The organism is Mesorhizobium sp. M0633, assembly GCF_040320645.1.
Taxonomy (GTDB): domain Bacteria; phylum Pseudomonadota; class Alphaproteobacteria; order Rhizobiales; family Rhizobiaceae; genus Mesorhizobium.
This window is the reverse complement of the sequence record NZ_JAMYQC010000016.1, coordinates 95,229-108,073: the sequence shown is the minus strand read 5'-3', so window position 1 is coordinate 108,073 and position 12,845 is coordinate 95,229. Positions and strand designations below refer to the sequence as shown.

10 protein-coding genes and 2 pseudogenes are annotated in these 12,845 nt (G+C 59.3%); 5 read left to right on the top strand and 7 right to left on the bottom strand.

Going from position 1 to position 12,845, the window contains the following annotated elements; genetic code table 11:
* Positions 1-49: 49 nt before the first annotated feature.
* Genes NKI47_RS18455 through NKI47_RS18435 form a run of 5 tightly spaced genes read right to left on the bottom strand, consistent with a single transcriptional unit; the run spans position 50 to position 6,769 of the window.
* Positions 50-1,309, bottom strand: coding sequence for an ABC transporter substrate-binding protein (locus NKI47_RS18455; RefSeq protein ID WP_352592320.1), 1,260 nt, complete (start codon positions 1,307-1,309; stop codon positions 50-52).
* 36 nt (positions 1,310-1,345) lie between these two features.
* Positions 1,346-2,122, bottom strand: coding sequence for an SDR family oxidoreductase (locus tag NKI47_RS18450; RefSeq protein ID WP_352592317.1), 777 nt, complete (start codon positions 2,120-2,122; stop codon positions 1,346-1,348).
* The gene (locus NKI47_RS18445) at positions 2,119-3,009 is read right to left on the bottom strand and encodes a beta-keto acid cleavage family enzyme (RefSeq protein ID WP_352592315.1); all 891 of its coding nucleotides are present in this window, start codon (positions 3,007-3,009) and stop codon (positions 2,119-2,121) included. Before NKI47_RS18445 ends, NKI47_RS18450 begins: the two co-directional genes overlap by 4 nt.
* The gene (locus NKI47_RS18440) at positions 3,006-4,760 is read right to left on the bottom strand and encodes a hydantoinase B/oxoprolinase family protein (RefSeq protein ID WP_352592312.1); all 1,755 of its coding nucleotides are present in this window, start codon (positions 4,758-4,760) and stop codon (positions 3,006-3,008) included. The genes NKI47_RS18445 and NKI47_RS18440 overlap by 4 nt, the downstream gene beginning before the upstream one ends.
* Positions 4,760-6,769, bottom strand: a complete 2,010-nt coding sequence (locus tag NKI47_RS18435; protein WP_352592310.1) for a hydantoinase/oxoprolinase family protein — start codon at positions 6,767-6,769, stop codon at positions 4,760-4,762. The genes NKI47_RS18440 and NKI47_RS18435 overlap by 1 nt, the downstream gene beginning before the upstream one ends.
* Positions 6,770-6,941: 172 nt before the next feature.
* On the opposite strand from NKI47_RS18435, the gene NKI47_RS18430 reads away from it, so the two are divergent.
* Complete coding sequence (locus NKI47_RS18430; protein WP_352592308.1) at positions 6,942-7,640, top strand: GntR family transcriptional regulator; 699 nt, start codon at positions 6,942-6,944, stop codon at positions 7,638-7,640.
* A gap of 486 nt (positions 7,641-8,126) precedes the next feature.
* Complete coding sequence (locus NKI47_RS18425; protein ID WP_352592305.1) at positions 8,127-8,537, top strand: acyl-CoA thioesterase; 411 nt, start codon at positions 8,127-8,129, stop codon at positions 8,535-8,537.
* A gap of 287 nt (positions 8,538-8,824) precedes the next feature.
* Here NKI47_RS18425 and NKI47_RS18420 read toward each other — a convergent pair.
* Together NKI47_RS18420 and NKI47_RS18415 are read right to left on the bottom strand one after the other, a co-directional pair.
* A pseudogene (locus NKI47_RS18420) lies at positions 8,825-9,281 on the bottom strand (Y-family DNA polymerase); the annotation flags it as partial.
* Positions 9,282-9,294: 13 nt separating this feature from the next.
* Positions 9,295-10,016, bottom strand: a pseudogene (locus NKI47_RS18415) (ImuA family protein).
* A gap of 704 nt (positions 10,017-10,720) precedes the next feature.
* Between NKI47_RS18415 and NKI47_RS18405 the strand changes: the two are divergent.
* The 3 genes from NKI47_RS18405 (at position 10,721) to NKI47_RS18395 (ending at position 12,658) form a co-directional block, all read left to right on the top strand.
* Positions 10,721-10,966, top strand: coding sequence for a DUF6074 family protein (locus NKI47_RS18405; RefSeq protein WP_352592300.1), 246 nt, complete (start codon positions 10,721-10,723; stop codon positions 10,964-10,966).
* Between the two features lie 285 nt (positions 10,967-11,251).
* Positions 11,252-12,058 carry a PD-(D/E)XK nuclease family protein gene (locus NKI47_RS18400; protein WP_352592297.1) on the top strand — a complete coding sequence of 269 codons (807 nt, stop codon included), beginning with the start codon at positions 11,252-11,254 and terminating at the stop codon, positions 12,056-12,058.
* A 9-nt stretch (positions 12,059-12,067) separates the two neighbouring features.
* A complete protein-coding gene (locus tag NKI47_RS18395) occupies positions 12,068-12,658 on the top strand; it encodes a hypothetical protein (RefSeq protein WP_352592294.1) in 591 nt (196 codons plus the stop codon).
* Positions 12,659-12,845 lie beyond the last annotated feature (187 nt).

Here is a 12,845-nt window from a genome sequence, read left to right as displayed (position 1 = left end):
GAGGTCGGAGTGGCCGCGGTAAGTCCGCGGCCACGTATGCCCATAAGCCTCACTTTGCCGAGACTTGGCCGCCTTCAGAGAGTGCCGGCAGCGCTGCGTCTTTGTGAGCATTCCACCAGGCAGCCACATCAACGACGGCGTCAACCTTCACACCGCCCTTGTCGTCCGTCACGTAGACCGGAAGAGGGGTCATCAGCCAGTTGTTGGCACCGAAGAGTTCCGATCCACCCCAGCGCGAGGGTCCGAAAAGAGGCTGGTCCACAGTGTCGCTTGCGAAAAGCGCGTCCCGCACACCTGCACCGGTCGGATCGGAGGACTTCTGAATCCCCGCCTCGATGGTTGTCATCGCTGCGTAGGCGACCGACGCGAGTGCCGACCATTCCTTCTCGCCGAACTTCTCGACGTAAGTCTTATAGAATGCCGACACGCGCGGGCTGAAGTTCGGCTCCGAAGCATCGACGACATAAGCGCTGAAGATACGGCCAGCGACTTCTGAAGCCGGAACACGTTCCGTTACCAGGCCCATGGTCCAGCCTTCACTGCCGTAGAGCCCCTTGTAGCCCAACTGCTCCATCGACTCGATGAACAGGGCCTGCTGTCCAGGGGTGAAGCCCAGCTCGACGATAAGGTCGGGATTGGATGCCATCACCGGTGTGGCCAGACCGAGCATGTCCGACGTCGATGCCGGATCATAGGGCTGCGAATAAACGATCTCGACGCGATCCAGGTAGGGAGCGAGGCCTGCCTTGTAATAGGCAAGCGCCGCCTGGCCGAAGGAGTGATCGGCCGTTACGATTGCGACACGCTTGATCTCGGGCCGGCTCTCCAGAAGATGGCTGACGAGAAACATGTACGACGCCGGCGAACCGGTGACCGAACCAATGAGGAACGGGTACTTGGCGCCGAGATAGCCAGCACCATAGCTTGTTGTAAGAACCTTGTTTTCTGTGGTGATCTCGGCGACGGCCTGGCGTGAAGCAGGGGTGAAAGTCTGGAGAATGAAGCTCACCTTGTCATCGAGAATCGCACGGCGGAACGCGTTCAGCTCATCACCGGCGGTATAGCAATTGTTGTCGTAGCCGGTTACCTCGATCTTATGCTTCTTCCCCGTTGCGTCAGCGATACCGCCGTTCGCGTTGAATTCTTCGGCCCAGATCTGGACACCGCGAGTGATCGGAACGCCCCATTGAGCGCACTCGCCTGCCTGTGGCTGGACCACTCCCACTTTGATCGTATCTTCGGCGGCCGCCGACGTTCCTAGAGCACCGGCAAATGCGCCGGCGATCAGCAGTCTTGTAAGCACGTTCATTTCACTTCTCCCTTTGTTGAAGTTCCCCGATTTTTTCTATCTGAGTATCTCGGTGTTCCCGCAGACACCCAATGACTGCCCCGAGATTGATCTGCCTGCGTCGGACGCGACGAAAACCGCCAGATCCGCAATTTCCTCAGGTTCGATCATTCGACCCAGTGATATCGTCGCCACTTCCTCGGCCTCGATTTCGGCGAGCGGGCGTCCGGTAAGTTCTGCCCGGGCGGACATCACTCGCTCCATGCGCGGCCCACGGACTGAGCCGGGAAGGATTGCGTTCACGCGGATGCCGAACTGGCCGACCTCCATCGCGAGCGATTGGGTAAGGCCGATCACGGCCCACTTGGCTGCCGCGTAAGGCGTCCTCATCGGCATGCCCAGTCGTCCTGCCACCGAGGACATGTTGAGGATCACCCCCGACCGCTGTGTCTTCATCCCGGCCATCACACCGCGAATGAACAAGAACTGGGCGGTGAGATTGACATCGACCGTTCGCGCCCAGTCCTCGGGCGAGACGTCCTCGATCGCAGCCGTCGGACCGGCAATGCCGGCATTGTTGAAGAGGATGTCCACTCCGCCACCCAATCCCGCGAGCATCGACTGGAGAGCGGCCGGAACGCTGGCGGGGTCAGCCACATCGCATACGACTGCAGTGGCTTCGGGATATTCCGAGGAGAACGAGCTAACCGAAGCGGGATCAATGTCACAGACTGCGACCCGCGCACCGGCTCCAATCATTTTCTTCGCGACGACCCTGCCAATACCGCTGGCACCGGCAGTGATGATCGCGCGCTTGCCAGAGAGAGGGCTCATGCTGCTGCTCCCAATCCAAGGCGATCGCGGGTCGCGGCGGATGACATAATCCGCACACCCATGCGTTCGACGATTTCGCGCGCACGCTGCACAAGCCCGACATTCGTCGCCGGAACACCCCGGTCGAGCCAGATATTGTCTTCGAGACCGACACGCACGTTCCCACCAAGCAGAACGGCCTGGGCGACCATCGGCATCTGCATGCGGCCAACGCCGAAGGCGGACCAGACAACGTCGGCGCCGCGGGCTGCATCCGCCATGGCCTTCATTGCCGTCGTGGTGGCCGGAGCGCCCCAATTCACGCCCAGGCAAAATTGGATCATTGCAGGCCCGGCGAACGCGCCTTCGCCGATGAGCTTCATGACGAAGTCAAGGTGGCCGAGGTCGAATACCTCGAGCTCGGGTTTTACACCGTAACCCCGGATCAAAGCCGCACCTTCGCGAATTTGCTCGGGCGTGGAAATGTAGACCAGATTGCCTTCACCGACGTTGTATGAGCCGCAGTCGAGCGTGCAGATGTTGGGCCGCAGCGCCTCGACGTGGAGGAGCCGGGTTTTCTGGTTGACGAGATCTGTGCCAGCGACGGCCTTGGTCGGATCTTCGGCGTCGAGAACGAGATCGCCGCCCATGCCCGCCGTCATGTTGACGATGATGTCCTTGTTGCGGTCACGAACGCGCTCAAGCACTTCTGCATAGAGTTTGACATCGCGACTTCCGTCCGTCGTCTCCGGATCGCGAACATGGACATGCGCGATCGCGGCTCCGGCTTCGGCGACGGCCAGGACGTCGGCCGCGATCTGCTCTGGAGTCACGGGGACATGCGGGTTCTTCTTGGGGCCCGCCCCGGCGCCGGTAACGGCACAGGTGATAAAGATTTCGTTGTTCATGCCTGTTGTCTCAGCTTGGAGGTTTCGTCTGAAAGAATTTCAAGAGTTTTGGGGTCGATCGCCACGCCGTAGTCCCGGCGTGCGGCTTCCGCCGAAATGTAGCCGTCGATCACGTCTTCGCGCACACGCTCGGGATCGCGGGAGCGCGCAACACCCCAGCCGCCGCCACCCGTGGACAAGAACTCGAATGCCTCGTTCGGCCCGAATTTGTGGGATGACAGAAGCGGAGAGCGCCATGTGCCATCGGGTCTTGGACCGCCGATTATCTCGCGGCGCCCATCGCCATATTCCTGCAGCAGCATCTGTACGGGGCTCCTGCTGCCGCCGTTTACTCCGGGGCTTCCCTCGATCGTTCTGGATGTCTCGATCGAAAGCTCGCCGCCATTGAGAAAGCGGAACTTGAACCGCGCGCCCAGACCGCCCCGGTTCTCGCCCGGGCCGCCGGAATCCTGGCGAAGGTCGAAGGCTTCGACGACGATTGGGTAAAGCAACTCAGCCGCTTCCGCTGGCATGTTGGTGCAGTTGCCCAACGGATCCAGAGTCACATTCAGCCCGTCATTGTACGGCGTTCCGCCCCAGCCGCCCGCCGGGATGTCCGAGAAGACATCGATGCGCCCACCGGCACCGCGAACCGCGGCAACGAACCAGTTTGCATCAGCGCATGTAGGAGCGATCGCAAGATCGGGAATGGCCTTTGCGACCGCCTGCCAGATCGCGCTCTGCACTTTGCCGGAGGTTACCGTGGTGCAGCCGACGACGGGAGCGGGCCAGCGCGCATTCAGCCAGCAGTCATCCGGAAGGCTCAATGTGATTGGCGCAAACATGCCGGCATTCGGCGGAGCGTCAGGCGCCAGGAAGAACTGCAAAGCAGTGTACACGGCGGCGGTTGTGTTCGCGAACGGCGAATTGATCGCACCAGCAACCTGGGGATCGCTGCCCGCGAAATCAACGTGCAGGTTTGAGCCCGATACGGTCAGCTTGACGCGCGCCCAGACCTTGGCATCGGTGATGCCATCGGAGTCCGCGTAGTCGGCGCCTTCGTAGACCCCATCCGGTATCTTTTCGATTTCCGCACGAACGATCCGTTCGGTGTAGCGGATCATGTCGTCCATTCCCTGGAGCAGGGTCGCACGGCCGTATTTGCGCGCAGTAGCCTGGAGTTCATCCTCAGCAGCCAACAGGGCGCCCATATGGGCTTGCAGGTCGCCCCGGATGTAATGCGGCGTGCGCGTGTTTCGCAGCAGGATTTCGAGAAGGTCCGGATCGACCTCATAGTTGCGATAGAGCTTCAGTGGGGGAAGGCGAAGCCCTTCACCGGCGACGTGCGTTCCGAAGCCCTGGCCACCGGGGCCGCCACCACCAAGATCCATCCAGTGACCCCGGCTTACCGCGAAGCCGATCAGCACGTCTTCATGGAAGACAGGCATGGTCAGCGTCACATCATTGATGTGGGTGCCGCCGTCATAGGGGTCATTCAGCACCACGACATCACCCGGCCGGAGCGTCTCGATGCCGAACTTCCGCGCCACTGCCTGGACACTGAAATGCATCGCCGCCAGATGAACGGGGCAGTTCGCGGTCTGACCGACCAGACGCAGCGTGGGATCATAGATCGCGTTCGAAAAGTCGAGATTTTCCGAAAGTATCGGTGAGAAGGATGACTTCTGCAGAATCACCGTCATGCGGCGGCAGACATGTTCGAACGTGTTGCGAAGGACTTCGAACGTGATTGGGTCGATTGGGGTAACCATTATGACCTCTCCAAGATGCAGTTGCGGGCGGAGTCAAAGCGTGCCACCCAACCCGGTGGAATGACGATGCTGGTGTGCGGATCTTCAATGAGAGCAGGGCCGCTGACATCGACCGCGCCGGCGGCGTCGTGAACCAGGCTGTCGGTCCAGCCGCCAAACCAGACCTTGCGTTCGGCCTGACGTGGCGAGCCGATCGCGGAACTCGTGCTGGATTGCAGAACGCCAGCGGGTGATGGCGCTTCCGCCGTCACTGCCAGTGCGACAATCTCCACGGGGAAATCGTCCGACCGGACACCGAACTCTCTCTTGTGCGCGCTGTGGAAAGCCTCAGCCAGTCTATCGAGGTCGCGTCGCTCGATAGCATCCCGGTCCTGCACGACGTCCACTTCGAAAGTCTGGCCCGCATACCGCATGCGCATCACGAAGCTTACCTGCACGCCATCTGCGCTGGCGCCCTGCCCAAGAAGGGCTTCGAGGGCTGCGTCACCGAGTTTCTTCAAACGAAGGCCGATTTCATCGAGCTCCTTGGCGGCCAGCGGAGCGTAGTAGAAAACTTCTTCGTCGTGCTTGATTGCCAGTCGCAGCGCTCCATAAGCAGAGGCAACACCGGAATATCTCGGGACGATGACCGTCGGCGTGCCGAGTGCCTCGGCGACTGCGCAGGCGTGCAGCGGTCCTGCTCCGCCGAAACTCGCAAGCGCGAAATCGCGAGGATCTCGGCCGCGAGAAGCAAGAACAAGCTTGACGGCTTGTGCCATAGCCTCAGTCGCGATCCGAAGCATGCCTTCGGCACATTCCTCGATGCTGAGATTCAACTGAGACGAAAGGGTCTCTACGGCCGCGCGAGCCGCTGCGACGTCCAGTTTGAATTTACCCGAAAGGTCCGGGCTAATCCTGCCGAGCACCAGATTTGCGTCCGTGATCGTCGGCCGCGTTCCACCTCGCCCATAGCAGGCAGGCCCGGGAACCGAACTTGCGGACATGGGGCCGACGCGGAGTGAGCCACCGTTGTCGATCCAGCCGATCGACCCCCCACCGGCGCCGATTGAGCGGATGTCAAGCATCGGCACTGCGACCGGAATGTCGAACTCTATTTCATATTCGCGGGTGATGAGGCCCTGGCCATCCTCGACGATGGACGCGTCGAAGCTCGTTCCGCCCATGTCGGTATGAATGATGTTCACCAAGCTCGCAGTGCGCGCTATCTCGGACGCATATCCGACGCCGCCCGCAGGCCCCGACTCCACCAGTTCCTCGACACGGAGACGAGCCTGGTTGACGGACATCATCCCGCCATTGCTCTTCAGGATCATGAGATTGCCGGTAAATTCCGCTTCACGGAGCCGGGCCTCAAGACGCTCGAAATAGTCGGCCATCACCGGTAGGATCGTGGCTCTAACCGAAGCCAGCGTGAAGCGTGTGTGCTCTCGGAACACCGGCTTGACATCCGCCGAGGGAACTGCCCGCACGCCGGGCAACGCCGCCGTGATAATTTCGGCGACCTTACGCTCGTTTGCCGGGTTCGCGTAGGAGTTGATCAAGCAGATAGCCACCGACTTGATGCCAGCCGCTGCGATGGCCTCGATAATGGGCTGAAGCTCTGCAGCATCAATTTCCTTCTCAACCTTCCCGGACGCATTGGTTCTTTCGTTGATCGTGTAGCGATGCCGGCGGCGGATCAGAGGCTCAGGCTTGGTTTGGTACGGCCGATAAAGATGTTCGCGGTGCATTCGGCCGATTTCGAGCACGTCGCGAAAGCCCTCCGTCGTGATCATCGCAGCATCCGGGAAGGTTCGCTCGATCAGTGCGTTGGTCGCGGTCGTAGTGCCATGGACAAGCAGCTCAATCTGGTTCGGCGCGATGCCGGCATTTGCGATGACGTTCAAGACACCGCGCGACCTTTCCCCAGGGGTCGTCAGAACTTTACCGGTTCGCTCTTCGCCGGTCGCCCTGTTGACCGCGAAGAGGTCCGTGAAAGTCCCTCCCACATCAATACCAACTTTCCACATTCCAGTTGCCCCTTTTTTGATCGTTGATCAAAGAATTTGCCAATAAAACAAATTTGTGTCAACCCCGTTTTTCACGAGATATCCGCAAAGGGTACCTAACCATTTTTGATCGTTGATCAAACAAATTATTCTCGCTATACTCACATCCGCGTCATGCAGATCAGGAGTGAAAATGCCAGCGACCAAGTTTCCCGTGCTTCGGCCGCGGCCAAGAAACTCAGATTTGGAACATGTTTATGCAGAGCTAACTCGTTCAATCATGATGGCCGAGTTTGCACCTGGTCAGAAGCTGAAGCTCGATGACCTGGCCACCGCATTCGGCACAAGCCACATGCCGGTTCGAGAGGCCCTCAATAGACTTGTCATGGCTCGCGCGCTGCAGGCCGAGACGAGGCGAACTCCCTTCATTCCCGAAGCGAGCGTTGAGCGTCTTCGCAATCTGCTTACCCTTCGAACAGATCTTGAAGGCAAAGCGGTGGCGATGACTATCGAGCGCGGGGAGAACGGACTTGCCGATCAGCTGGCCCAGATAAATGCCCGGATGGACACTGAAGCGGAGCGTGGCGCATTAGGGACGCGGGCGTATCTGCAACTAAATCACAGGTTTCATTTTTCGCTGTATGAACGATGCGGAAATCCTGAACTTGTGAACCTGATTGAATTGCTTTGGATGCGTTATGGGCCGTTGTTGAGCCTGCTGAAGGCGACTCCAATGTCGTTCTCAGGGCATCGGCATCACGCAGAAATAATTGCCGCCGTGAGATCGGGCGACAGCGCCACAGCTGTTCAGAACCTGGTCGCCGACCTGCAGGAAGCTGGAGACGCTATCGCGACAGCTTTGTCCACAAATGCAAAAAGCGCACAGCTCTAGATCGAGCGCACCGTAACACTTGGACCGCAATTCCTGGGGTGCGCGTTGATCCCCAGAAGGACGAAACGAATATGGCAGAATTTGAAAACGACCCGCGCGTTGCGAGGGCGGTGCTTGCCGGTGGGATGATATGGATCGACGCTGGTAGCGAGCGACCCGCGACCTCGGCGTCGGGCGAATCTAAGTTGGGGCTCAGGCATTCCGATGCCCGTCGTCGCTCATTTGGACTCGCGAGCCTCCTTTCACGATGCCTGCCGCTGTCTCGGTTGGGCATGCTTCTCGGGTAACTCTCAACGCTACCTGCAGAGAGCCGACGAGAGCATGACGATTTGGGCGCAGCGGGTAGTCCGAAAAGAGTGAGTGGGCGCGATTCAAAGTGAAGCTAGCGTCTGCGCTGCCCATGACTATTCAGCGGTGTCGGAGTGAATGGCCAAGCATGGTTAGCCTGACTACGACAATTTCCGCCAACTCGCAGGGAGGAATATTTTGATTGACGAGATCGATAGTTTTATTGGCGTCGCGCAGCCGTGGATGTGCGACGAGTTTGGTCATATGAACCGCCGATTTTACGCGGCCATGTTCGACGACGCTACATTGGTCGTCTTGCGGTTCTTAGATGTTGATGACCGCCAAGACTCTCTTGGATGGGCAGACGTCAGGACCGAGACCGATTTTCGCGCGGAGGTGAGCGCAGGAACCATTCTCAAAATCCGGTCTTCGGTCACAAAGATTGGGAGAAGTTCGGTCACGATTCGGCACGTCATGACGAATTCGTCCAACGGTGAGACTGCTGCGGTGGAGAGCTGCGTATCGGTTCGGTTTAATCTCCAACGACGTGAATCGAGCGAACTAGGTGCAGCCGTCGTCACTCGCGCGGAGCTATTGTTTGCCGCGTAGCAGAGCAGGCAGCTCTTATCTCGTCATCCTGGAACAGCCGCTGGAGCTGCTGGAGCCATTTCTGCGATATAGGGACGGCCTGCAAAAGGCGGTTCCGTAGCTCACATAGGCCGGATTTATCCCGGCACGCATGGCGTCCGCCAAGGGCATCTGCTGAGAATATGTGAGAACGAGTGTTCCCGGCTTGCCATGAGCGAGATCCGACTTAACCCGGGTGATGATGCCCACATAAAAAAGGCGACGCAGCTCCTCATAATGCCAATCTGCTCGGCAGGTGTCATCGGAAGTAGGCGAAGCGCCGCGATCGGCAAAGGCAGGATCGCCTGTGCGATCTCACCGGATGGAATCACAAGGATCTGCCGCGTGCCGAAGCGCGCCAGCGCGTGGGCTGCACCCCAGCTGTCAGCGACCGCGCAGCGTGCAGCAAAGCCCGATGCGCCAAGCCGCTCCACCATCTCGGTGAGCATCGCCGCCTCGCCGCCATGCAGATGGTCGGCACCGGTCCGTGTCGATGACAATGCCGTCCGGCGGATCAGTGGCGACGATCGGCGCGTAGCGGCGCAGAGCCCACAGCGCCAACCGCTCGAGCGCCATGGCGTCGGCATCGGGCTCGGCATCATGGACCATCAGGCTCGAGACCAGCGCCTGCGCCTTGCTCGCCGGCATGCCGATGCGCAGGTCGGCTGCGTGCGCTGCCGCATCAGCGGCAAGCACGACACGGCGGCGTCCGTCGCGGCCGATCAAAACGAGCGGCGTCTCAGGCGGAGGCGCGGCGTCGCCCGATTTCCTTCTGACGCGATCTGTCGGCCACATCGGAAGGAAGAGCGATACGACCCTTGGCTCGCTGTCTCCACTGTAAAATCTGCGCTCTCTCCTGCACGGCATCGGATCAGTTCGAGTTGCCAGCGCGCTCGCCCGACCCCCTGAACGGGCAGTGGTGTGGACGGCAGGACCGACACCCGCCAGCGGGTTTCGGCGGCTGTCGGCTGGCCAAAATCGGTTGCTTCAGTCTGCCGACGCCAGCGGCGAATGGGGATGATGGCGCCGGAGCTTTCAGCGGCGAGCTGAAGCCGCCGCGAGGCGGTCATCGAAAGCCGTGCAATCTCGGCAACGACAGCGCCAAAACCGCCACGAAGACCCTCTTCGAAACGGGCGAGAACGGATTTTTCGTCGCCGGCTTTGACATAGATTACCCGTCCCGGAGGAAGGCCGGCCTGTTCGATCGCAGGCGTGAACAGATCGGGCCGGGTAACGCACCACAGCCACCTTGCCCACCGTGCGCACGGCAATACCGGCAGCGAAGAGTGCCGCGGCTACGCCATCGACGGCGCCATTGCCACCGCCCGCGACCTCGTGCAGACCGCCAAAAGCCAATCCCCCTCCCGGCAGAACCCTGTCGATCGCGGCCACTTCGAACGGCAAAACCGTGCGCTCGCGTGCATCTCCGCGCCTGTGCCCATCGCTCAAACCGCGCAACAGGGCAACATTGATCGCCGGAGCGAACTCAGGATTGAATAAAACTTGGGGGCAACGTCAGCAGCCCTTGTTCTGACCCCAAGGAGGGACTCAACGACGTTGGCAGCACCCACTAACATTCTATGCTTCCGGTCGGAAGCGGCATGGTTCAATGCTTCGATGTCAGTCGCAAACTACAAGTCAAAAGGCAGCGGATATTCAACTCCACTTGCACAATACCCACTCATCACGCAGCAGCCGAAAGCTCCGACTCCGCCTCAAGAATTCCCGCAGGTCGGGACAACGACCTCGCGATCCGATTACGATAGCCCTTGTTGTACCTCAGACTCGACTCGATGTTTTGGATTTCCTCAGCGGCTAGCCCGCACGCCACCGCCAGGTCCTCGATCGAATATCCAAGGTGCTCACGACAAGCGCGGATGATGTGGGTCCCCTCTGACATAGCCGTCAAGACTGTCTCGGGAATGCACGAAACCTTCATAGCACCTCCGAGAAGAACAGGGATGCCTAACACAATCGGGAGATTTCCTACCGACCTGGCGATCCCCAGCAAGTGAATAAATGGACGTCGATTCGTTCGCCGCACCGTCCACCGAGCCTAGCGGACGCTTTATTCCATTGCTGGCCACCGTCAGAAAAAAGCGCTGTTAACCAAATTTTTTAACCCGCCAATGCTTATTCGCGAGATTGAAGGGGTGAGGTGATCGATGTGTGATTCAAACATAAGCGCGTTTCCGCTGCATCGACGGCGGAAATTGGTCGAAGGTATCGCCCAAGTCCTGGAATCCAGGAACGGGGAGGACGGGAATGCCTTCTGGCGCAGCACCGCCAAGACAATTCTCGTTCAACTGTCCGAATCAGGAATTGCACCTGGGCTGGCCGAACAGGAAGTTGGAACGCTTCTTCATGCTGTCTTAGGCGAAATAGCCACCCGCAGTGCTTCGCGCGCATGATTTCGATGACCGCGGCGATCTTTTCATCCGCATTGAGAAACCTTGCATTTGGCGGATGCAGTGGCGCTACTATAGCGAGCCCCCGGGTGTCTCCATGCGGCAATTCTTTCGTCGTGAGCACGAATGCTATTGTGCAAGTTCCGCAGCTGTGCTCTCGGGCGAGAAACGGTTCCACATCGAGTATATCCGGCGGTCATCCATTGGCCTTTGCCGAGTTTCGGGATGCGTTCGCGATCAAGGACGAGTGGGAAAAGCTGGCGGCGAGATTTGCCGAGCGTACGGCTGATGCCTGAAGATCCGTTGCCCGGACCGATTCTTCAGCCCTCTGCGTCATTTGCACGGCTCGCTTCATTTCTGAAGGACTGGCGCAAGAACCTGGAGCCGCACAGAACAGTCGACGTCGAGAATTTGCGCGATATCCTTCTCCGGATTCGATCGGGGTTGAAAGCCAACCGCCGCGCCCTAGTCTCGGCCCCTGAAACGCTCGTACCAGCGCAACTCGACCAAATGCTGAGCGCACTGTCGCCCGCGCTGCTACAGGCCCGGCAGCGCGGCGACGCAATCGACGTCTGGTCTGTCGCGGGGTTGGGTCGCAATGAGGTCCGTACAGCGAGGGTTCTAACTTGGCTGCTCGATCCCGGTGGCTCTCACGGGGCTGGGGATGCCTACCTCATTGAGATTTGGAACCGCATCGGCGGGACGCGCAAGGCGGGCTTCCTGCTCAGGGATGTTCAAGGTGCGGTTCGTGAGAGCTATCCGCTTGGCAATGGGGATCACCGTGTCGATATCGAGATTACGGGTGCGAACTTCCTCCTGTTCCTGGAAGTCAAGATTGACGCGCTGGAAACCAAAAGGGACCAAGTAGCTCTATATGCGCAGTTGGCAGCCACAAAGGCGGCGAGCCTTCGCAAGCAGCATTGGGCCGTCCTATACCTCTCAGAAACATCGCCCTCAGACCCCACAAATTGCATCCAGCTTCGGTGGGCAGACGTTTCGAGGGCGATCAAATCCGTCGCGCGAAATCTTGGCGCGCAAACCTTCTCCACGCGACTAGCGCTGCTTTTCGCAGCGCACGTGGGCCGATTTCACTAAGGAGTTTGAATGACCGATAACGCAGAACTTGACGGATTGATCGTAGAAAACTTGTTGGACCTCGATGCCGCTGCAAAGCGAATTGAGGTCATTGGTGAAAACATTTGGGAGTCGATCATCGAGCATCTCGATGACTGGGCAAAGAAACAAGGCTGGAAAGGAGCTTTCGAGCGAGATAATCCTTGGACCGCTCCCCAAGAATGGTTTCTAGAAGGTCAGCCGGAGGCTTGGTTCTACCCGGACAAGGGACCGGATGATACCGGCGAAGGCATAGGTCAGGAGCCTTACTTCTGGCTCTCCCGCTATCTTGGTGTCGCAGGCGGCCAACTTTGTCTTTGGTTCGGGCAAGACTCCACGGGCATGAGGAAATGGAAACCCCTCGCGAAAGATCACGCTCGGGTTTTGGCCGAGACCGATTTCCATCTCAGCGATAGCGGCAACTTCTACACGGTGTGCAGCTTGGATTCAAAAGCAGTTGCTGCCGCGATTGCCGATGGCCGCCTTGAAGAGGCGATGACCCCGCTACTGGAGGCGTTGGAACGAGCAGACAATGCCAAGACTCTGTTTTCAACATTGCTCGCTAAGGCGAGGAAAGCCTAATGGTCACGACCTGCCACGGGTAATTTCCTCCATCTGAGATTAGAGTCCGGCCTTCAAGGGTTCGCGACATCGCCGATGACGATTCCAGTTGCATAAATGTATCCGGCCTCTCTCGAGTGGACTGCTGTTGCAGCCAGGCCATGATGAGATCCGCGCACGCCGTTCCCAATAAATGGTTCGGGCACGA